This is a genomic window from Ideonella azotifigens, assembly GCF_021043325.1.
GTDB lineage: Bacteria > Pseudomonadota > Gammaproteobacteria > Burkholderiales > Burkholderiaceae_C > Ideonella > Ideonella azotifigens.
Genome location: NZ_JAJNKD010000026.1, coordinates 13,342 through 33,970, shown reverse-complemented (window position 1 = coordinate 33,970; position 20,629 = coordinate 13,342). Strand labels below are relative to the sequence as shown.

The 20,629-nt window shown below is 69.2% G+C and carries 14 protein-coding genes, 2 pseudogenes and 1 riboswitch; of the genes and pseudogenes, 6 read left to right on the top strand and 10 right to left on the bottom strand.

Annotated features, from left to right (window positions below; all coding sequences use genetic code 11):
• The first annotated feature begins 76 nt into the window (after positions 1-76).
• The 3 genes from LRH25_RS31105 (at position 77) to LRH25_RS31095 (ending at position 3,899) form a co-directional block, all read left to right on the top strand.
• Entirely contained in the window at positions 77-1,573 is a 1,497-nt protein-coding gene (locus LRH25_RS31105) for a choice-of-anchor tandem repeat GloVer-containing protein (protein ID WP_141289538.1), read from the top strand.
• 199 nt (positions 1,574-1,772) lie between these two features.
• On the top strand, positions 1,773-3,011 hold the full coding sequence (locus LRH25_RS31100) for a hypothetical protein (RefSeq protein ID WP_141289539.1): 1,239 nt from the start codon (positions 1,773-1,775) through the stop codon (positions 3,009-3,011).
• Between the two features lie 96 nt (positions 3,012-3,107).
• Positions 3,108-3,899, top strand: a complete 792-nt coding sequence (locus tag LRH25_RS31095; protein WP_141289540.1) for an L-iditol 2-dehydrogenase — start codon at positions 3,108-3,110, stop codon at positions 3,897-3,899.
• 90 nt (positions 3,900-3,989) lie between these two features.
• Here LRH25_RS31095 and LRH25_RS31090 read toward each other — a convergent pair.
• The 6 genes and pseudogenes from LRH25_RS31090 to LRH25_RS31065 all read right to left on the bottom strand — a co-directional run.
• Positions 3,990-5,021 (bottom strand): annotated as a pseudogene (locus LRH25_RS31090) (sterol desaturase family protein); the annotation flags it as partial.
• Between the two features lie 118 nt (positions 5,022-5,139).
• Positions 5,140-6,228, bottom strand: a complete 1,089-nt coding sequence (locus tag LRH25_RS31085) for a sterol desaturase family protein (RefSeq protein ID WP_231013164.1) — start codon at positions 6,226-6,228, stop codon at positions 5,140-5,142.
• Between the two features lie 147 nt (positions 6,229-6,375).
• Positions 6,376-7,035: a histidine phosphatase family protein gene (locus tag LRH25_RS31080; RefSeq protein ID WP_231013150.1), complete on the bottom strand. Its 660-nt coding sequence runs from the start codon at positions 7,033-7,035 to the stop codon at positions 6,376-6,378.
• Positions 7,036-7,037: 2 nt separating this feature from the next.
• Positions 7,038-7,355 carry a DUF1840 domain-containing protein gene (locus tag LRH25_RS31075; RefSeq protein WP_141291894.1) on the bottom strand — a complete coding sequence of 106 codons (318 nt, stop codon included), beginning with the start codon at positions 7,353-7,355 and terminating at the stop codon, positions 7,038-7,040.
• Between the two features lie 60 nt (positions 7,356-7,415).
• Positions 7,416-9,542, bottom strand: coding sequence for an EAL domain-containing protein (locus tag LRH25_RS31070; protein WP_231013149.1), 2,127 nt, complete (start codon positions 9,540-9,542; stop codon positions 7,416-7,418).
• Positions 9,539-10,840, bottom strand: a complete 1,302-nt coding sequence (locus tag LRH25_RS31065) for a cyclic di-GMP phosphodiesterase (RefSeq protein ID WP_375142194.1) — start codon at positions 10,838-10,840, stop codon at positions 9,539-9,541. The genes LRH25_RS31070 and LRH25_RS31065 overlap by 4 nt, the downstream gene beginning before the upstream one ends.
• Positions 10,841-11,011: 171 nt before the next feature.
• Between LRH25_RS31065 and LRH25_RS31060 the strand changes: the two genes are divergently transcribed.
• Positions 11,012-12,076, top strand: a complete 1,065-nt coding sequence (locus LRH25_RS31060) for a homocysteine S-methyltransferase family protein (protein ID WP_141291108.1) — start codon at positions 11,012-11,014, stop codon at positions 12,074-12,076.
• A gap of 21 nt (positions 12,077-12,097) precedes the next feature.
• On the opposite strand, the gene LRH25_RS31055 is transcribed toward LRH25_RS31060, so the two are convergent.
• Positions 12,098-12,862 (bottom strand): alpha/beta fold hydrolase, encoded by a 765-nt coding sequence (locus tag LRH25_RS31055; protein ID WP_141291106.1) that lies wholly within the window; start codon positions 12,860-12,862, stop codon positions 12,098-12,100.
• 137 nt (positions 12,863-12,999) lie between these two features.
• Here LRH25_RS31055 and LRH25_RS31050 point away from each other — a divergent pair, with 137 nt between their 5' ends.
• Entirely contained in the window at positions 13,000-14,451 is a 1,452-nt protein-coding gene (locus tag LRH25_RS31050) for an HD domain-containing phosphohydrolase (RefSeq protein ID WP_231013148.1), read from the top strand.
• 19 nt (positions 14,452-14,470) lie between these two features.
• On the opposite strand, the gene LRH25_RS31045 is transcribed toward LRH25_RS31050, so the two are convergent.
• Together LRH25_RS31045 and LRH25_RS31040 are read right to left on the bottom strand one after the other, a co-directional pair.
• Positions 14,471-15,073, bottom strand: coding sequence for a cyclic nucleotide-binding domain-containing protein (locus LRH25_RS31045; RefSeq protein WP_141288616.1), 603 nt, complete (start codon positions 15,071-15,073; stop codon positions 14,471-14,473).
• A 170-nt stretch (positions 15,074-15,243) separates the two neighbouring features.
• Positions 15,244-16,260 (bottom strand): DUF3466 family protein, encoded by a 1,017-nt coding sequence (locus LRH25_RS31040; RefSeq protein WP_141288615.1) that lies wholly within the window; start codon positions 16,258-16,260, stop codon positions 15,244-15,246.
• Between the two features lie 205 nt (positions 16,261-16,465).
• A riboswitch (S-adenosyl-L-homocysteine riboswitch) is annotated at positions 16,466-16,542 on the top strand.
• A gap of 152 nt (positions 16,543-16,694) precedes the next feature.
• On the opposite strand from LRH25_RS31040, the gene metH reads away from it, so the two are divergent.
• Positions 16,695-19,415, top strand: coding sequence for a methionine synthase (metH, locus tag LRH25_RS31035; protein ID WP_141288618.1), 2,721 nt, complete (start codon positions 16,695-16,697; stop codon positions 19,413-19,415).
• Positions 19,416-19,471: 56 nt separating this feature from the next.
• On the opposite strand, the pseudogene LRH25_RS31030 reads toward metH, so the two are convergent.
• A pseudogene (locus LRH25_RS31030) lies at positions 19,472-20,305 on the bottom strand (capsular biosynthesis protein); the annotation flags it as partial.
• Between the last annotated feature and the right edge of the window lie 324 nt (positions 20,306-20,629).

The following is a 20,629-nucleotide window of genomic DNA, read 5'->3' as shown; positions in this document are numbered from 1 at the left end:
GCGCACCCCAAACACGCGAGCGGTAGCCGACCCGCAACAAGCGGGCAGCACCTCCCCCAACCCCTAGGAGTTCCTTGTGTCTCGAAACATTGCGGATGTCGTTCTCGGCGGGTCGAAGCGCCGATTCACGGGCCTGACCCTTGCCAGCCTGCTGGCCATCACTTCGTGGGGCCTGCACGGCACCGCGCTGGCGGCCGACCCGACCACGGTCATCGCCTCCATGCCCGGCGCCGAAAAGGGCGCCCAGCCCTACGGCGCCATGGTCCAGGCACCGGACGGCTATGTGTATGGCACCGCGCTGACCAACTCGCCCGACAGCGGCTGGGGCCTGGTGTTCCGCGTCAAGACCAACGGCAGCGGCTACAAGGTGGTGCACACCTTTGACGGCTCGACCGAAGGCGGCTCGCCGCGCGGTGACCTGATGGTCGGCAGCGACGGCTCGGTCTACGGCAATGCCTCGACCGGCCAGGGCGCAGCACAATACGGCAGCCTGTGGAAGTACGTGCCCGGCGGCAAGTTCAAGCTGCTGCACGTGTTCAACGGCAGCGACGGCGCCTACCCCGGCGGCGCGCTGGTGCAGGACAGCAAGGGCCTGCTGTATGGCTTTGCCATCGGCGGCGGCGAGTTCGGCCGCGGCGCGATCTTCAAGATGCAGCCCAGCGGCGAGAAGTTCACCGTCATCCACAGCTTCGCTGGCGACGCCTCCGGCGGCAACCCGCACGGCCTGGCACTGGGCACCGACAACCTGCTCTACGGCGTGACCTCGAGCGGCGGCAACACCGGCGAAGGCGTGGCCTTCAAGATGGCCCGCGACGGCAGCGGCTTCCAGGTCCTGCATTCGTTCGACAGCACCGTCGAAAGCATCAACCCGCAGGCCAGCCTGGTGACGAACCCGGCCGACGGCTATGTGTACGGCACGACCAACAGCAACGGCGCCGACTACGGCTCGGTCTACCGCTTCAACGGCGCGGGCAACTTCCAGACCGTGCTGAAGTTCGACGACATCACCAACGGCGAATTCCCGACCTCGCCGCTGGTCGTCGGCCCGAACGGCCACCTGTACGGCAGCGCGCCTTACGGCGGCCCGAGCCGCAGCTACGGCACGCTGATCGAAATCGACCCCGCTACCAGCAAGCTGGTGGGCGTGGTCTCGCTGACCGACAGCGCCTTCGCGGTGCAGGCTGGCCTGACCAAGGGCAGCGACGGCATGCTGTACGTTCCCGCCTACGCTGGCGGCGCCAACAGCGCTGGCGCGATCCTGAAGGTGGACCCGGCGGCCTTCCCGGCCCCCATCCTGCCCAAGCCGGCGGTGCAGTTCTACATCGACCAGATCAACCCGCCGATGACCACCAGCAACACGACGCCGGGCAAACTCATGAAGCTGGCCTGGTACTCGCAATACGCCGACTCGTGCGCCGTCACCGGCACCTGGGACTCGGGCCAGGTGGCGACTGAAGGCACCAAAACCATCAGGCAGACCGAATTGGGCGACTACCCCTACGTGCTGACCTGCTCGAACGCGCAAGGCTCGACCAGTTCGACCCAGGTCCTGCACGTGCTGCCCAAGCCCTGAGCGTGCCCCCAAGGACCGGGCTTTGCCCGGCCCGCCCCCCGAGGGGGATGAGGAAACTTGGGACGGCCCGGCGTTTCCTCATGCAACCACGTCCGAACGGTGCCTTCGCCCTCGCACGGCGCCGTTCGTCCGCGCCGGGCGCCCCGCCACGCCAGGCGGAGCGTCCGGCGCGCCTGCTCCTGCTTGTATCCTCGCCGGCATGAACTCCCAGTTTCCGTCCTCGGCCAGTGAAGCCGACCTGGCCTTGCGCCGCCACACCGAAGCGCTGGGCAATGAACTGCAGACTGCCGTCGGCGCGCTGCTCGCCGCCATCGAAGACAAGGGCGCTCGCGACCAGAAAGCCTTCCAGGCTGCACTCGGCCTGGGCCAATCTGCCGTCTCCCGGCTGCTGTCCTCGGTGCGCAGCGGCGACCCGCTGACCACGCTGGTCAACATCCCCGGCGCCCAGGTGCTGGCCCAGATGCTGCGCGGCGCCGAGCGCACCAAGCTCGATCCTGGCCACCTCTCGCGCGCTGCCGCCGCGGTGCAGGCCTTCGAGACTTTTGTCGACGTGCAGTTCGGCGACCGCGCCACGCTGGACACGGTGCTCAGCGAATGGGTGCTGGAGTCGCGCGCCGCGATCGAGTTGCGCCAGAAGACGCTGGCCTTCAAGGCCACCAGCGCACTGCGCGGCGTGCAGGCCGACCTGGTGCTGTCCACCGGCATCGTCTACCCCTCGCGCGACAACCCCGAGCGCCATGACGGCCTCGGCATCGACGCCTTGCTGGGCTGCCGGCGCCTGAAGCCTTCGGGCCTGCTGCGGCTGAACTTCTCCTCGCTGAGCCCGGAAGAAAGCCGCTTCAAGGCGCTGAGCCTGAACGGCCAGCCGGTCTCCGGCATGGAAGACCTGCTGCTGCGCCAGTTCTCCAGCGTGCAGCCCGAGCAGTTGCAGACCGAACAGAACGGCCGCGTGATCCAGACCTCCGTCTTCGGCCTGCCGCTGAGCCGCGAGCAGGGCCGCGGCCACGACATCGTCTACGTGCAGGTCTACAACAACGCCCACCGGGCCCGCCGCGGCGCCGGTGGCCCGACCAGCGGCATGGCCGCGCACGCCGAGCCGCCGACCGAATGCTGCGTGATCGACGCGCTGCTGCACGACGACGTCTGGCCCGACATCCAGCCCGAGCTGCGGCTGTACGACACGGTGATCCGCGGCATTGCCCACCCGGACGACCCCAGCCGCTTCGGCGACCGCATGGACATGGTCGAAACCGTGCAGTTCCTCGGCCGCGGCCCGGAAGCCTTCCGGCTGCCGGAATATGCGCGTTACCCGGAGCTGATCCGCCTGGCCTGCGCCGAGCGCGAGTGGGACGCCAGCAAGCTGCGCGGCTACCGCATCAAGGTGCGCTACCCGATCTACGGCTCGCAAATCGGCATGGCCTTCCGGCTGCTCGACTGAGAAGTATCGGCAGGCCGGCGGCAAAGTACCGGCACAAAACATCCAGAGTTCCTATCGTCGGACAAGTCGGCACCCCAGCCGAACCAAGGAGACGACATGGACACCACGGGCCGCCTGGCGGGAAAACATGTGCTGCTGACCGGCGCCGCCGGCGGCATCGGACTGGCCGTTGCGCAGGCCTGCCTGGCCGAAGCCGCGCGCTGCACCATTGCCGACATCGGCAGCGCAGCTTCCGCCGGCGTGCAGGCCTTGCAGGCCGCGCATCCCGAAACACTGCGCTACCAGCAGGCCGACGTGGCGCAGGCCGCCAGCATCGCGGCGCTGGTGGAAGCGGCCAGCGCCGGCTTCGGCGCCATCGACGTGCTGTTCAACAACGCCGCGGTGTTCGACATGGCCCCGGTGCTGGAAGCCGACGAAGCCTCTTACCAGCGCCTGTTCGACATCAACGTGAAAGGCATGTTCTTCACGATGCAGGCGGTGCTGCGCCAGATGGTGGCGCACGGCGTGCGCGGCAGCGTGATCAACATGTCCTCGCAAGCCGGCCGGCGCGGTGAAGCGCTGGTGGCCCACTATTGCGCGACCAAGGCCGCCGTCATCAGCTACACCCAGTCCGCCGCGCTGGCGATGGCGCCGCACGGCATCCGCGTCAACGGCATTGCGCCGGGCGTGATCGACACGCCGATGTGGCAGCACGTGGACGCCCAGTTCGCGAAGTACGAAGGCCTGGCGCTGGGCGAAAAGAAGATCGCGGTGGGCAAGGCCGTGCCGCTGGGCCGCATGGGCACGCCGCAGGACATTGCCGGGGCCGCCGTCTTCCTGGCCAGCGACGAGGCCCGCTACATCACCGCGCAGACGCTGAATGTCGACGGCGGCAACTGGATGAGCTGAACGGGTTCAGGCACCTTTGGCAACCGGACTGCGGCTGGCCTGGGCCGATTCGTCCAGCGGCCGGCCCAGGCAACGCCCGGCCAGCACCAGGCAGACCAGCACGCCAGCCGCACCGCCCCAGAGCACGCCAGACGCCTGCTCGTGCGCGGTCCACAGCAGCACCGAGGTCAGCAACACCGCGGCAACGAACAGCGCTGCGCTGGCCCACAGCGCGCCGCGGCTGACCGGCGGGTCGTACAGCGGGCGCTGCAGCTCGAACGGCGCGCCCGGGAACCGCGCCGCCACGTCCGCCGGCCGCCAGCCGGGTGGCTTGAACCACACGCGCAGCTTGTCGGCCCAGGACGCGGCGTGCCGGCTGTCGTGCCACAGCGCCGCGTAAACCTCCAGGTTGGCCCACAGCGGGTTCCAGCTGCGCAGCGGCTTGCGCGTGCCGTAGACGATGGGCTCGACGTTGTCTTCTGGGGTGAAGCTGCCGAACAGCCGGTCCCAGACCATCAGGATGCCGCCGTAGTTGCGGTCCAGGTAGCGGTCGTTCACGGCGTGGTGCACGCGGTGGTTGCTCGGCGAGCACAGCCAGCGGTCGAACCAGCCCAGGCGGTCGATCTGCCGCGTGTGGACCCAGAACTGGTACAGCAGGTCGATCAGGCCCACCGTGACGAACACCAGCGGCGAATAGCCCAGCAGCGCCAGCGGCAGGTAGAACAGCCAGCTGCCCAGCCAGCCCGAAGACGTCTGCCGCAGCGCGGTCGACAGGTTGTATTCCTCGCTCTGGTGGTGCACCACGTGCGCGGCCCAGAAAAAGGCCACCGTGTGGCCGGCGCGGTGCAGCCAGTAGTAACAGAAGTCGTACAGCAAGAGGCCGCTGAGCCAGACCCACAGCGCGTTGTCCGGCAGCTGCCAGAACGCCCAGTGCTCCCACACCCAGGCATACAGGCCCAGCGCAAACAGCTTGGTGAACAGCCCGGTCAACTGGCTGAAGATGCCCAGCCCGACGCTGGCGATCGCGTCATTGACCCGGTAGCTCGGCTTGCCGCGGCGGTGGCCGACCCACCACTCGATGGCGATCAGCACGAAAAAAACTGGCGTGGCCAGCACGATGACTTGGGCGGGTTGCAGCGTCATGGCGCGAGCGGCTGCAAGGCGGCCGCAACGAAAAAACAGTCGCCGGATCTTGGCGCTGCACGCCCCGTCGCGCCAGCGGGGAAAGCCTGACGTTTACGTCACGCAATGAGGGGTCAGGTCACGCACTTTCAGCGGTGAGTGTGGCCGCCCGGGCAGCCCTGGGTGCGCCGCTGCACAAGCGCCCCGCCAGCACCAGGCAAGCCAAAACCAGCGCCACGCCGCCGACCAGGACCCACGGCGCCTGCCGGTGCGCCGTCCACAGCAGCACGCCGCTGAGAACCAGCGCGACGGCAAACAGCGCCAGCGCGCCGAACATCGCAGCGCGGCTGAAGCGGGGATCGTACGGCGGCCGCTGCAGCTCGAACGGCGCGCTGGGAAAGCGTGCCGCCACGTCCGCCGGCCGCCAGCCCGGTGGCTTGAGCCAGACGCGCAGCTTGTCGCCCCAGGCCTGTGTGTGCCAGCTGTCGCGGGCCAGCGCGGCAAACACTTCCAGGTTGGCCCAGACCGGGTTCCAGCTGCGCAGCGGCTTGCGCGTGCCGTAGACGATGGGCTCGACGTTGTCTTCTGGGGTGAAGCTGCCGAACAGCCGGTCCCAGACCATCAGGATGCCGCCGTAGTTGCGGTCCAGGTAGCGGTCATTCGCCGCGTGGTGCACCCGGTGGTTGCTCGGCGAGCACAGCCAGCGGTCGAACCAGCCAAGCTTGCCGATGAGCCGGGTGTGGACCCAGAACTGGTAGACCAGGTCCAACAGGCTGGCGGTGACGAAGACCAGCGGCGAAAAGCCCAGCAGCGCCATCGGCAGGTAGAACAGCCAGCTGCCCAGCCAGCCGCCGGAGGTCAGGCGCAGCGCGGTGGAAAGGTTGAAGTCCTCGCTCTGGTGGTGCACCACGTGCGAGGCCCAGAAAAACGCGACCTCGTGGCTGGCCCGGTGCAGCCAGTAGTAGCAGAAGTCGTAGACCAGCATGCCCAGCACCCAGACCCACCAGGCATTGTTCGGCAGCTTCCACGGCGCCAGCGTGCTCCAGGCCCAGACGTAGATGCCGGTCGTGAAGAGCTTGGTGAACAGGCCGGTGAGCCGGCTGCAGACGCCCAGGCCGACAGCGGCCATCGCGTCATTCAATCGGTAGCAAGCCACGCCCCGCCGGCGGCCCACCCACCACTCGAGGGCCATCAGCAGGAAGAACAGCGGCGTGACCAGCACAATCACTTGCAACGGCCGAAGCATGATGGCAAGGGCAGCCGCGGCCGCCACGAAGTGGGTCTCGCGGCATGCTAGCGGCGCTCGCCAAACGGCGCAGCCGCGAAGGTGCAAGAAATGGCAACCGGCCGCGGCGGGGCGCGGGGTGGCCGAGGCTCAGGCGGCGTGGCCCACGCGGTCGGCCGATTCGTCGCGGGCCTCGTCGTCCAGGTGGTGCACATCGGCCCAGCCGATCAGCGTGAAGCCGTCGCCGGTCCACAGCAGGCGGTTGATGCCGGTGTTGGGCAGCTCCCAGGTGCGCGGCGCGTTCAGCGCAATGCGCGAGGCGGCGCGGTAAAGGCAGTCCAGCACGCCGCCATGGGCCACCAGCACCACCGTCTGGCCCGGATGCGCGCTGACCAGGCGGGCGGCGGTGGCCACGCTGCGCTCGTAGAAACCCAGCAGGGTTTCGCCGCCCTCGGGGCCGAAGTCCGGCAGGCGGGCGCGCCATTTGGCGCTCAGGTCCGGCCAGGTCTGTTCGACCTCGGCATAGGTGTGGCCCTGCCAGATGCCGAAGTGGCGCTCGCGCAGGCCGGGGTCCGGCAGCACCGTCATGTCGACCGCGTCGGCAATCGCCTGCGCGGTGTCGAAGGCACGCGACAGGTCGCTGGCGTAGATCACATCGGGCTTGTCGTGCGCCAGCGCCAGGCCGGCACGGCGAGCCTGCTCGCGGCCGCGTGGGTTCAGCGGCACGTCGAGCTGGCCCTGCAAACGGGTGTCGACGTTCCAGGCGGTTTCGCCATGGCGCACGGCAATGACGCGGGTCACATCCTGCATGCTCAAACGCCCCAGACCACCGGTTGTTTTTCGGCCAGGCTGCGCTTCATCATCTCGATCATCGGCCAGGCGCGGCGGCGCAGCGAGACCGAATCGGTCGAGGCCTTGGCCGGCTCATCGGTCTCGGCTTCGTCTTTCCCGCCACTGCCAGCTTCCTCGGCTTCGACGGCGCGGGTCAGTGCGTCGATGGCGGCCGGCAGGTCGGCCACGTCGATGATGCCCTGGGCGGCAGGGGCCTTGCCGATCAGGCTCAGCACCTGGTCACCATTGGGCGCCAGCATGATCAGGTCGGCGGTGGCCTTGCTCTTGAACTTGTACATCGCGGCTCTCCACGGGTTGCGCTCGGAAGCGATGCCCGCATTGTGCCGCCCGGGCTTTACTTATTCGTTGGCCGCGCGCGGTGGCGCTTGAACACGTTGAGCCAAGGCCGCTGCCCGTGCCAACACCCCGCGTTCACAGGCCCGCGCGTCGAGCGCAGCGGACGCCAGCAGGCCTTGCCAGCCGTCGCAGCCGGCCTGGGTCACGAACTGGCGTTGCGAGGCGTGTTCGACGCCCTCGGCCAGCACCTGCAGGCCCAGCGCGCGGGCCAGCGAGACGAGGCCTTGCACCATGGCGTTTTCAGCGGCCTGGCGCGGCACCTGGCGGATCAGGCTGCGGTCCAGCTTGACGGCGTGGAAGGGGTAGCGGCGCAACAGGCCCAGCGAGCAGTCGCCAGTGCCCCAGTCGTCCAGCACCAGGCGCACACCCAGGCGCTGCAAGGCCTGCAGGTTGTACAGCGCGGTTTCCGGGTCGCGCTGCAGCGCGGCTTCCTGCAGGTCCAGCTCCAGCAGCCGGGCGGGCCAGCCGGTGGCCTCCAGCAGCGCGGCCACGCGGCGCGCATAAGCCGGCTGGCACAAGGCGGCAGCGCTGACGTTGACCGTCAAGGATTGGACCCAGCCGGCGGCGCGCCAGGTTGCGGCCTGGCGCAGCGCGTGCTCCATGACCCAGTCGTCCAGCGCGCCCATCAGCCCGGCGCGCTCGGCCAGCGGCAGGAACAGCGCAGGCAGCAGCAGGCCGTCTTCCGGGTCCTGCCAGCGCAGCAGCGCCTCAACCGCCTGGACCTGGCCGGTGTGGCTGTCCACGCGCGGCTGGTAGTGCAACCGGAAAGCCGGGTGCGCCAGGCCTTCGTGCACCGCGCGCTCCAGGCGCTGCTGCCGGCGGCCGTCGGGCAGCGGCTGGGCAGTCAGCTGGTGGACTTGCAGCCAGGCCAGCGGATCGGCCGCGTCCGCACCGGCCTGGGCCTGGGCGCGGTGCAAGGCCTGTTCGGCGTGCTGCAGCAAGTCGTCCGCCCCCAGGCCGGACTGCGGATAGACGGCCATGCCGATCTGCAGCGGCACGCCAGCGGTGGCCAGCAGGCCCTGGGCCGAGCGGCGCGCGGTGTCCAGCAGGCGGTGCACCAGCGGCGCGGCGCGGGCTTCGCTGGCGTCCGGCAGCAGGATGGCAAAACGCGCGGCGCCGAGCCGGGCCACGCGCTGCGAGGCATTCAGGTGGGCCCGCAGGCCTTCGATCAGGTCGGCCATCACACGGGCGCGGGCATCGCCGTCCACCGCGAACAAGGCCTGGCGGTCGTATTCGACGCACAGCACGGTGAGCGACTGGCCGCTGGTGCGGGCGCGGATCACCGCCTCGTCCAGGCAGGTCAGCAGCGCGCTGCGGTTGGGCCAGCCGGTCAGCTCGTCTTCGCCGGACGACAGCACGGCTTCTTCCTCGCGCGGCAACGCGGCACGGCCACGGTGCAGCGGGCGGAAGGAGTAGACGCGGCCGATGGGCCGGCCGGCACTCCATTGCGGCTGGGTGTGGCGCTCCAGCAGCGTGCCGTTGAGCAGCGGCACGGTGTCGGTGGCGCTGAGCAGCAGCTGGGCGTCGATCTCGTCGAGCCGGCGCTGGTAGTCGGTCGGCTGCAGCACCGACTGGCGCATCCAGTCCAGCACCGCCGGGTCGTCCTGCTCGGTGAGCACCGCGGCAGGCAGGTCCCACATCGCGGCGAAGCGCCGGTTGAAGGCACGGATGCGGCCGGCGATGTCCACCACCAGGATGCCGTCGGCCGTGGCTTCCAGCGTGGCGCGCAGCTCGGCCAGCAGGGTTTCGCGTTCGCGGGCCACGCGGCTGTCGGCGCTGCGGTCGCGCAAGCTGACTAGGTAGCACGCGGCAGCCTCCCCTTGCGGGCCAAGGGGCACGATGCGGCGGTGGATCTGCACCACCTGGCCGTCGCCCCGCGGCAGCTCGGTGTCGGACACCAGCCGGCCCGGCCGACCAGCGCGCACGTCGGCCCAGAAGACGGCGTCCTCCAGGCTGGGCAGCAGTTCATCGGCGGCACGGCCAGCGAGCTGGTCCAGCGGCTGGCCCAGCCAGGCGGCGGCGGCCGGGTTGGCCTGCAGCAGCGTCAGCTGCGCAGCGTCGACCAGCCAGGCCGGTTCGTCCAGCGCGGCCAGCCAGTCGGCGCCGGGCAGCGTCGGGCTCGCGCTCACACGGCCTCCGCCAGCGCTTTTTCGCCCTGCGCCTGCGCCGGTTCGACGTCAAAGAAATACGCCACCCGCAGCCGCGGCGTCAGGCACTCGGCCACGCGGGCCGGCAGGTGCTCTGCCTTCAGGCTGCGGCGAATGCCCAGGTCCGGCACATGGTCCAGGTCCAGGTGCACCATGCGGTCACCGGAAGGGCGCGGCTCGAAGACCTGCACCCTGGGCTTCAGCGGCCGTGCGGCATTGACCGAGATGACCATCGCATGGCGTTCGTCGCTGAGCTGCACCAGCGAGCCCGGCGGGTAGATGCCCATCAAGCGGATGAAGCCGCTGAGGATGGCCGCGTCGAAGCGGTTGCGCGACTGCGCGAACATGCGCGAGAGCGATTCGTGCGGCGTCAGCGACTGCGAGGGCAGCGCGGCGTTGCAGAGGTTGTCGTAGCGGTTGACCATCGCGACGATGCGCGCCGCCGGCGAGATCGCGTCGAGCTTGACCGCCTTCGGAAAACCGCTGCCGTCGGCATGCTCGTGGTGCTGGGCCAGCACCAGCAGCGCGCCGGTCGGCAGGCCCATGCGCCGGCCCAGGATCACGCCCTGGGCCACGTGGTCGCGATAGAGCGCCTGTTCGGCGGCGGAGAAATCGTCACGCGGCAGGCGCACCCGGTCAGGCAGCTGGATCTTGCCGATGTCGTGCAGCAAGGCGCCGGTGCCCAGGTCCATCAGGTCGGGTTCGCTCATGCTCAGCGAACGGGCCAGCAGCAGCGAGATCACGGTGACGTTCATCGCATGCGCGGTCGCCCGGTCGCCAGACGGCTCGCCCAGCACCCGCACGCACAGCTCGCCGTCCTGCAGCATCTTGTCCAGCATCGCGCGCGTGAGCTGCTGGGCGCGGTCACGGGCCTCTTCGGGCGCGGCGGCAACCCGATCGGTCATGCGGCGCAGGTCGCGGCAAGCCTCGCCGTACTGGCGCTCGCACTGGCGCAGCGCGGCCACCTCAGCGGCCTGGCGCGCCGCGGCCAGGCGGCGCGCTTCGGTGGCCGGGTCCACTGGCGGCTTGGCAGCGACGGCGGCAGCTGCCTGGGCCTCGGCGGCTTCGGCGGCCTGGACCTCGGCAGCGTTGCCCGCGCCGGCCACGGCCTCGTCGCTGCGCTCCGGGCTCCAGCGCACCTGCTTCTGCCCCAGCCCGCGGATGATCTCGATCTGTTCGACCGAGCCAATCTTGAAGCTGGAAAGCGGGAACGGGTGCGACATCCAGCCCAGGTCCAGATGAATGAACATCCCCACGCGCAAATCCTGAATCGCCACCATCGCTGTCATGTGCCTGTCCCTGTCCCTGTCACGGACCGCTGCGAAATGCGGTCCCGTCGGGCAGTAGATCGGCCAATGGCGGGCAGAACTTGAACCGGCAATGAACCGCTGGCGGGCAGGCTGCACAAACCCGCTGACCAAGGGGCTGGCCTCATTTCCTACAATCGCGGCATGACCGCCACGAATGCCGCCCCGTACACCCGCGCCCAGGCGCTGCCCGCGCTGCTGCGCCAGCGCATCGTGTTGATCGACGGCGCGATGGGCACGATGATCCAGCGCTACAAGCTGGGCGAAGCCGATTTCCGCAATGCCGCGCTGGCCGGGCACCCGAAAGACCTGAAGGGCAACAACGACCTGCTGGTGCTGACCCGGCCGGACGTGATCCGCGAGATCCACGACCAGTACCTGCAGGCCGGCGCGGACATGGTCGAGACCAACACCTTCGGCGCGACCAGCATCGCCCAGGAAGACTACGGCCTGGGCCACCTGGCGCGCGAGATGAACCTGGCCGCCGCCCGGCTGGCGCGCGAGGCCTGCGACGCGATCAGCACGCCCGAGCATCCGCGCTACGTGGCTGGCGCGCTCGGCCCGACGCCGCGCACCGCCAGCATCAGCCCCGACGTGAACGATGCCGGCGCCCGCAACGTGACTTTCGACGAACTGCGCGCCGCCTATTACGAGCAGGCCCAGGCGCTGATGGACGGCGGCTGCGACCTGTTCCTGGTCGAGACCATCTTCGACACGCTGAACGCCAAGGCCGCGATCTTCGCGCTGGACGAGCTGATGGAAGCCACCGGCGAGCGCCTGCCGGTGATCATCTCCGGCACCGTGACCGACGCCTCCGGCCGCATCCTCTCAGGCCAGACCGTGGGCGCCTTCTGGCACTCGGTGCGCCATGCGCGCCCGCTGGCCGTGGGCTTGAACTGTGCGCTGGGCGCGGCGCTGATGCGGCCGTACATCGAAGAGCTGAGCCGCATTGCCGGCGACACCTTCGTCAGCTGCTACCCGAACGCCGGCCTGCCCAACCCGATGAGCGACACCGGCTTCGACGAGACGCCGGACGTGACGGGCTCGCTGATGGGCGAATTCGCCAGGTCAGGCTTCCTGAACATTGTCGGCGGCTGCTGTGGCACCACGCCAGCGCACATCGCCGCCATCGCGCAGCAGGTCAAGAACTACCGCCCGCGGCATGTGCAGGACAAGCTGTTCAGCCCGCTGCTGAAAGAAGCCGCCTGAGCTGACGGCTGGCCCGCACGCTCAGCGGGCGACCGCCTGCACCGCCTGCAGGATCACCGCGGCCACTTCGGCCGGGCGCGACTGCTGCGGCACGTGGCTGGTCGGCAGCGTGGTCACGGTGGCGCCGATCTTCCTGGCCATCGCGCGCTCCAGGTCCGGGTCGATCATGCGGTCGTTGGCGCTGACGATGTACCAGGACGGGCGAGTCTGCCAGGCCGCCACGGTCGCCTTGTCGCCAAAGGCTTTGGCCTGGATGGCGCCCTGGGTGACCGCCATCACCGCGGCTTGCGCGGCCGGCACGTCCTGCGCAAAGTCCTCGGCCACGGCGGCCGGCGGCAGAGACAGGAAGCCTTGCGCGTCGGGCACCAGCTTGGCGATGCCGGGCGGCGTGGGGTAGCCCTGGCCCAGCTCGCCAGCGGCCTGACCCACGCTGGGGGCAAACGCGGCCACATAGACCAGCGCGCCGACCTTGTCGTTCACGCCGGCTTCGGTGATGACCTGGCCGCCCCAGGAGTGACCGACCAGCACCACCTTGCCCTTCTGGAGGGCCACCGCGCGCTGCGTGGCGGCCACGTCGCCGGCCAGCGATTCCAGGCCGTTCTGCACCGCGGTGACGTGCACGCCCTGGGCCTGCAGCAGCGGGATGACCTTGGCCCAGTCGGAGCCATCGGCAAAGGCGCCATGCACCAGCACGACGGAAGGCAGCTCGGCCGCCAGGGCCGGGGCGGTGCCGCCGATCAGACCGGCAGCGAGGGCGAGGGAAGAGAGCGCGAGACGGGTGTTCATGATGCGGTTCCGGTGAGGAGGTTAGAGTGCGCGTCGTTCTGAACGCGTGCCGTCAGTGTCGAAATTCCGGCGCATTTCCGGCATCGGTCGATTGACCGAGGCTGGCGCCCCTCCGCCGCATTCCGCTTCCCTCCCCCATGCCTGCCGATTCCCCTGTGGCCACCCCCGACGTGGCGGTCAGCGACGCCGTGCGCGCCTTCGCCTTCATCGGCGACCTCAGCATGGGCCGGCCGACCGACCATTCCCACCGCACCGCGCGCCTGGCCGGCTGGCTGGCGCTCGCGTCTGGTGGCCAGGCGGCCGAGCAGCAGGCGGCAGAGGCGGTGGCGCTGCTGCGCTGGTCCGGCTGCACTGCCAACGCGGCCGGCTTCGACCAATTGCTGGGCGACGACGTGGCCGGCCGCGAGCAGATGTTCGCCCAGACCTTGCGACCGCTCAGCCTGCAGGAGCAGCGCGCGGTGGCGCCGCTGGCCGAGATCCATTGCGAGGTTTCTGGCGACATCGCGCGCCAGCTCGGCATGGGCGCCGCGGTGGAAGCCGGCCTGCGCCAGGTCTTCGAGCGCTGGGACGGCGGCGGACAGCCGGGGCAACTGGGCGGCGAAGCGGTGCCGGCGGTGGTCTACCAGGTGGCGATTGCCAGCGAGCTGGAAATCCTTTCGCAGGTGCACGGGCAGGCCGAGGCGCTGGCCCGCGTGCGCGCCGCGGGCGGTAGCCGATACCCGGCGGCATTGGCCACGCTGGCTTGCAGCGCGGCGGCGGACTGGCTGGCGGCGCTCGATGAGCCCAGCCCAGCCCGCGAAACGGTTGACGAGGCTGATCGCCGCGTGCCGCTGGCGTTGGTGGCCGACGTGGCCGACCTCAAGCTGCCCTGGCTGGCCGGCCAGTCGCGCCAGGTCGCCGAAGCGGCGCAGGCCACCGCGCGCCTGCTCGGACTGGACGAAGACGCCGCGGCACAGCTGCACCGCGCCGGCCTGCTGCACGGCATTGGCCGCGCCGCGCTGCCCAATCACCTGTGGAACAAGGCGGGCCGGCTCTTGGCCGGCGAGCGCGAACGCCTGCGGCTGATGCCTTACTGGACCTTCCGCGCCGCCGGCGCGATCCAGCGGCTGAAGACCGAGGCCGAGCTGGCGTCGCATGCCTGGGAAAAGCTGGACGGCAGCGGCGCCTTCCGCAGCCTGTCGGGCGCCGCGTTGTCGCAAGCGCAGCGGGTGCTGGCCACCGCAGCCGCGCTGGTGGCGCTGCGCTCACCGCGGCCGTGGCGGCTGGCGCATGACGCTGACGCCGCAGCGCAGCTGCTGCGCGGCGAGGCGACGCGTGGCATGTTCGACCCGGCCGTGGTTGAAGCCGCCATCGCCGCCGCGGCTGGCGCCCGCCCGCGCGCACCAGCCCGCGCGGCGGTGACACTCAGTGGCCGCGAGGCGGACGTGCTGCGGCGCATCAGCCTGGGCGAAAGCAACAAGGAGGTGGCGCGGGCGCTGAGCATCAGCCCGAGCACGGTGCGCACCCACATTGAGAGCGTATTCCGCAAGCTCGAATGTTCGACCCGCGCGGCCGCCACGCTGAAGGCCTTCACGCTGGGGCTGCTGTAGCCCGCGGCGCCTGGGGCGATCAGTCCTGGTCGGACTGGCGCGCGGCGCGGTTCAACGCGCCGCCCATCACCTGCTGCAGCTGGTGGTTCAGCTCGTTGATCTCTTCCTGCATGGCCCGCACCAGCTGGCTGTAGACGCGCTGCTGGCGGCCGGCTTCGCGCAGCCGCTGGGCCATGCCCTGCGAGATGTTGGCCAGCAGCTTGGCGGCCACCGCCGGTTCGTCGATCATCAGCCGGCGCAGGGCGCCGCGTGACAGCGAGGCGGCCTGCACCGGCGTCATCGCGATGCAGGAGGCCGCGCGCGGCGCGCCGTCCAGCAAACCCATCTCGCCGATCAGGCTGCCCGGGCCGAGCACGGTGACGATCAGCGGGTCGGTGCGGCTGACAACGGTGTTCTCGACGCTGACCTCGCCGTCGATCACCAGCAGCATGTGGCCGGTGTCGGCCTGCTCGCCCTCGCGCAGCAGCACCGCGCCTTCGTCGCACTGCCACAGTCGCATGTAGCTGACGACGGTGCGGGCCTCCTCGGCCTGCAGGTCGGCCAGCGCACTGGGCCGGCGCAACAGCTCGGCAGCCAGCTCGATCAGGTAGGGGTCGTGGGCGGCGGGTAAGGTGGAGTTCATGGGCAACGGCAAGGCGCGCCCATTCTCGCGCCGGAACCCCGGCAGGCACACATCCCGTCAGGTTAGCGGCTGGACTGGTCCGAAAGCGCAGCAGGCGCCAGCGCAGTGTGCGATGGCGCCGATTTGTACCGGTTTACGGACAGAGGCGGACCGACCCGCCCCGTGACACTTCAGTTCACCGGGATCAGCAGATAGGCGTGATAGTCCTCGCCCTGGATGCCGTTGGTGACGATGACGCCGTTGTTGTTGATGCCTTGGCCGGCGTCGAACTGGACCTTGCCGTAGAGCGGGTCGGCCGGGTCGATCAGGGTGGAGACGTCCACCATGCCGGTCTTCTTGTCGTAGTAGAACGCCACGTTGGTGGAACCGCGGCGGGCGGGCTTGTCGGCAATGCCGACGACCTGGCCGGCGTCATTGACCTTCAGCGCATTGCTGTAGAGACCGCCGGGCAGCACGCCAATGTCGATCATGCCCTTCTTCTTGTCCCACAGGAAGGCGCGGCTGGTGAGGGTGTCGGGGTCGGCGCTGTAGCCAGCCACCTGGCCCTTGCTGTTGATGCCCTTGCCGTAGCTGTAGGGCGCCAGCGGGCTGAAGGCGCCGAGCTGGTTGACCTTGCCTTCGGCGCTGACGCGCACGCCGATGGTCGCGTCGGTCTTGTCGTAGTGGCCCACCCATTGGCCGCTGGCGTTGATGCCCGAGGCGTCCGCCGCGCCCTTCTTCGGGAACGGGTCGACCATGCCGGTGGCCGCCGTCCAGGTGAAGGCATGCGGCACGCCGTCCACCGTGTTGCTCTGGCCAACGACGGTGCCGTTGTCCGAAATGCCGGCGGCCATGCTGTAGCGGTGCGCGGGGTCGAAGCTGCCCAGCGCCTGCATGCCGGTCACGGGGTCGTAAAGGAAGGCGCCAGGCGAGTCGGACGGTCCGCTGTAGCCGACGATCTGGCCGGCGTTGTTGATGCCGGTGGCGAAGCTGGAGGTGTCGCCGGGCAGCGTGCCCAGGGTGACGATGCTGCCATCGGGCTGGAAGGCCACGGCGATGTGGGCGCCGTACTGCTCCTTCTGGATCCAGCCGACGACGACGTTCTGGTCGTTGATCGCCAGGCCCTGGCTGGAGTAGCCATCCGGCCCGACGCCCAGGTCCTTGATGCGATAGGTGGGTGCAGCTTGCGCCGAGGTGGCGGCGAGCATCAGGCAGGCCAGCGCAGCGGCGGCCAGGGGGGCGGTGAGGGGTTTGATGGCAGTTTCCTTGATGTGAAAAACGTGGGTTGAGACCTGCCAAAAAGTGTAGGAGCCCCCTGCGTCGAGCGGCCTACCCGAAAGGGTAGCTGACCCGCACTGGATCGTGGGGGTGGGGCGAGCGCCGGCACGTCGGGTCGCAGGCCGCTAAAATCAGGCTTCCAAGGAGCGTTGCAGCAGCGCGGTGATCCCGCGCTGTCAGGCTTGGGTAGATGACAACGACGCTCACCCGACCTGGGTGAGCTCCGCCCGCTCGGGCCGATTTTCTTCATCTCCTCGTGTTGCCGCACGACCGCGCCATGCCCTCCGCCTCTGCCTCTGCCGACCTTCCCGACGTTCCCGACGTTCCCGATTCGAGCTCTGACACCGCCGTGGCACCGCCGCCGATGCGGCTGTCCGGGCTGGAGCCTGTGGCCATCGACGCGCAGTCGCTGTTCGTCAACATCGGCGAGCGCACCAATGTCACCGGCTCCAAGGTCTTCGCCCGCATGATCCTGGCCGGCGAGTTCGAGAAGGCGCTGGCCGTCGCCCGCCAGCAGGTCGAAAACGGCGCGCAGGTGATCGACATCAACATGGACGAGGCGATGCTGGACAGCCAGGCCGCCATGGTGCGTTTCCTGAACCTGATTGCCGGGGAGCCGGAGATCGCGCGCGTGCCCATCATGGTGGACTCGTCGAAGTGGAGCGTGATCGAGGCCGGGTTGAAGTGCCTGCAGGGCAAGGGCATCGTCAACAGCATTTCGCTGAAGGAAGGCGAGGCCGAGTTCAAGCGCCAGGCCACGCTGGTGCGGCGCTATGGCGCTGCCGCCGTGGTCATGGCCTTCGACGAGCAAGGCCAGGCCGACACCTTCGCGCGCAAGACCGAGATCTGCGCACGCGCCTACCGGGTGCTGGTCGAAGGCGTGGGCTTCCCGCCTGAAGACATCATCTTCGACCCGAACATCTTCGCGATCGCCACCGGCATCGAGGAGCACAACAACTACGCGGTGGACTTCATCAACGCCACGCGCTGGATCAAGCAAAACCTGCCCGGTGCCAAGGTCTCGGGCGGCGTGTCCAACGTGTCGTTCAGCTTCCGCGGCAACGAGCCGGTGCGCGAGGCCATCCACACGGTCTTCCTGTACCACGCGATCCAGGCGGGCATGGACATGGGCATCGTCAACGCCGGCATGGTCGGCGTGTACGACCAGCTGGACGCGGACTTGCGCGAACGCGTGGAAGACGTGGTGCTGAACCGCCGCGCGGACTCGACCGAGCGGCTGCTGGAGGTGGCCGAGCAGGTCAAGGGCGCGGCCAAGGACGACAGCGCCCGGCTGGCCTGGCGCGCGGCGCCGGCGACCGAGCGGCTCTCACACGCGCTGGTGCACGGCATCACCGAGTTCATCAACGAGGACACCGAAGAGGTGTGGCAGGCGATCCAGGCCGATGGCGGCCGGCCGCTGCATGTGATCGAAGGCCCGCTGATGGCCGGCATGAACATCGTCGGCGACCTGTTCGGCGCCGGCAAGATGTTCCTGCCCCAGGTGGTGAAAAGCGCCCGCGTGATGAAGCAGGCCGTGGCCCATTTGCTGCCCTACATCGAGGCCGAGAAAAAGGCCTTGGTGGACGCTGGCGGCGACGCCAAGGCCAAGGGCAAGATCGTCATCGCGACGGTCAAGGGCGACGTGCACGACATCGGCAAGAACATCGTCACGGTGGTCCTGCAGTGCAACAACTTCGAGGTCGTCAACATGGGCGTGATGGTGCCTTGCCAGGACATCCTGGCCAAGGCGCGCGAGGAAGGCGCCGACATCATCGGCCTGTCGGGCCTGATCACGCCCAGCCTGGAAGAGATGCAGCACGTGGCCGCCGAAATGCAGCGCGACCCGTATTTCCGCGAGCGTGGCACGCCGCTGCTGATCGGCGGCGCCACCACCAGCCGGGTGCACACCGCGGTGAAGATCACGCCGCACTACGCCGGTCCCATCGTCTACGTGCCGGACGCTTCGCGCGCAGTGGGCGTGTGCGCCGAGTTGCTGAGCGACGACCGCGCCGCGGCCTACATCGAGACGCTGAACGCCGACTACCAGCGCGTGCGCGAGCTGCATGCGAACAAGAAGGCCACGCCGCTGGTGACGCTGGCCGAGGCCCGCGCCAACAAGACGCCGCTGGACTGGTCGCAGGCGCCGGTGAAGCCGCGTTTCCTCGGCCGCCGCGTGATGAAGCAATACGACCTGGCCGAGCTGGCGCAGTGCATCGACTGGGGCCCGTTCTTCCAGACCTGGGACCTGGCCGGCCCGTACCCGGCGATCCTGGATGACGCGGTGGTCGGCGTCGAGGCACGCAAGGTGCTGGCCGACGGCCAGGCCATGCTCAAGCGCATCATCGATGGCCGCTGGCTGCAGGCCAACGCGGTGCTGGGCTTCTGGCCGGCCAACACGGTGGACGACGACGTGATCGAGGTCTACGCCGACGAGTCGCGCAGCGAGGTGCTGATGCGCTGGGCGCCGCTGCGCATGCAGACGGTGCGGCCGGTGGTCGATGGCGTGAAACGGCCCAACCGCTCGCTGGCCGACTTCATCGCGCCCAAGGGCACGCAGCCGGACTACATCGGCCTGTTCGCGGTCACCGCAGGGCTGGGCGCCGACGCGCGCGCCAAGCAGTTCGAGGACGCGCAGGACGACTATTCCTCCATCATGCTGAAGGCGCTGGCCGACCGGCTGGCCGAAGCCTTTGCCGAGCGGCTGCACCAGCGCGTGCGCATGGAGCTGTGGGGCTACGCACCGGACGAGGCGCTGAGCAATGCCGAGCTGATCGCCGAGAAGTACAGCGGCATCCGCCCGGCGCCTGGCTACCCGGCCTGCCCGGACCACAGCGTGAAGGGCCCGATGTTCGAACTGCTGGCCTGTGGCGAGATCGACATGGGCCTGACCGAAAGCCTGGCGATGACGCCGGCGGCCAGCGTCAGCGGCTTTTACCTGGCCCACCCGAAGGCGACTTATTTCAATGTCGGCACGGTCGGCGAGGACCAGCTGGCAGCCTGGGCCGACGCGTTGGGCATGGACGAAGACAGCGCGCGGCGGCGGTTGGTCTCGGTGCTGGACGGCAGGCCAGGCGTTTCGGCGTAGAAGCTGGCGTTCAGCTGGGTTTCGCGCAGCAGGTGGGCGCGAAAGCGCGCGAACAGGCGCTTGTCCACCGTGCCGGGGTGGCGCCAGAACTCGGACAGCGGGCCGGCATGCACCATGCCCGGCACCGCGTAAAAGCACTCGCCCAGCGTGATCACCGGCGTGCTGTGGTACATGGACTGCAGGCCGGTGGTGCTGTTGACCGTGACCACGCCGGCAGCGTGCATCAGCAGCGTTGGCAGGTGCTGGTCATGGATGTAGTGCACCCGGTGCGCCACGCCCAGCGCCGTCGCCCGGCGGGCGATCAGGCGGCGGTAGTCGTTGTACGGCCGGTCCAGCGGATGGTGCTTGAAGACCAGCAGCTGATCGGCCGGCGCATGCACCGCGAACGAAGCCATCACCTCTTCGATGAAGTTCGGCACGGTGCCAAAACGCGAGTGGTGGATGATCTGGCTGTCGTTGTGGACCTGCAGCGGCACCAGCATGTAGCGCTTGTGCTGCGCTGGGTGGCTGAGGAAGCCCAGCATGTCGCTTTCCAGCCAGCGGTTTTTCCACTTGCGCATGCCACCCCGAACCCAGCGCAGGCCCTCGCGGACCGGATGCAGGCAGCGGTGGTGCTCGTAATGCGGGTAACGCGCACGGCCTTTCCACAGCTCGGTGGCATAGGTCATCGCAATGTCGGCCACTTCGCCAAACTGCTGATGCGTGGGCTGCGGCGCCGGTTGCGGCTCGATGTTGAGCCGGCGGTAGAAGGCCGCGTCGCGCGGGATGGACGATTCTGCGTTGACGCCGCCGATCTCCAGCGTCACGTAGTCCGGCCGAAGGTAGCCTTCCTCGAACACATAGACGGTGATGCCCAGCGCACGCGCTTCGGCCAGCGCCGTGTCATGCATCGCGCGGGTCTGGCCAAACAGCACCAGCGCGTCGATCTGATGCGAGACCAGGCGTTCACGCAGCCAGGCAGGCCATTCCGCCGGTGGCTGATTGAAGGCCCAGGCGCCATCCTGTTCGGGAAAATAGAACTCGTCACCCGCGTTGAAATTGACCTTCCAGACCGTTTGCCCATGGTCGCGCAGCGTCTTCGCCAAGGTGGCAAAGAACCGGCCCATGGGGCCCTGCAGCAGCAGCGTGCGACGCTGAGACAGCAGGCGGTCTAGGGAAATCGGAATCATGCGAACGACAAAACGGTGTGACCAGCGTGCCCACGAGACGCGGCC

Excerpts from the sequence above, each read along its gene's own strand:
- LRH25_RS31100 (WP_141289539.1), top strand. The coding sequence starts at position 1,773 with ATGAACTCCCAGTTTCCGTCCTCGGCCAGTGAAGCCGACCTGGCCTTG.
- LRH25_RS31095 (WP_141289540.1), top strand. The coding sequence starts at position 3,108 with ATGGACACCACGGGCCGCCTGGCGGGAAAACATGTGCTGCTGACCGGC.
- LRH25_RS31080 (WP_231013150.1), bottom strand. The coding sequence starts at position 7,035 with ATGCAGGATGTGACCCGCGTCATTGCCGTGCGCCATGGCGAAACCGCC.
- LRH25_RS31075 (WP_141291894.1), bottom strand. The coding sequence starts at position 7,355 with ATGTACAAGTTCAAGAGCAAGGCCACCGCCGACCTGATCATGCTGGCG.
- LRH25_RS31065 (WP_375142194.1), bottom strand. The coding sequence starts at position 10,840 with ATGGTGGCGATTCAGGATTTGCGCGTGGGGATGTTCATTCATCTGGAC.
- LRH25_RS31060 (WP_141291108.1), top strand. The coding sequence starts at position 11,012 with ATGACCGCCACGAATGCCGCCCCGTACACCCGCGCCCAGGCGCTGCCC.
- LRH25_RS31055 (WP_141291106.1), bottom strand. The coding sequence starts at position 12,862 with ATGAACACCCGTCTCGCGCTCTCTTCCCTCGCCCTCGCTGCCGGTCTG.
- LRH25_RS31050 (WP_231013148.1), top strand. The coding sequence starts at position 13,000 with ATGCCTGCCGATTCCCCTGTGGCCACCCCCGACGTGGCGGTCAGCGAC.
- LRH25_RS31045 (WP_141288616.1), bottom strand. The coding sequence starts at position 15,073 with ATGAACTCCACCTTACCCGCCGCCCACGACCCCTACCTGATCGAGCTG.
- LRH25_RS31040 (WP_141288615.1), bottom strand. The coding sequence starts at position 16,260 with ATGCTCGCCGCCACCTCGGCGCAAGCTGCACCCACCTATCGCATCAAG.
- metH (WP_141288618.1), top strand. The coding sequence starts at position 16,695 with ATGCGGCTGTCCGGGCTGGAGCCTGTGGCCATCGACGCGCAGTCGCTG.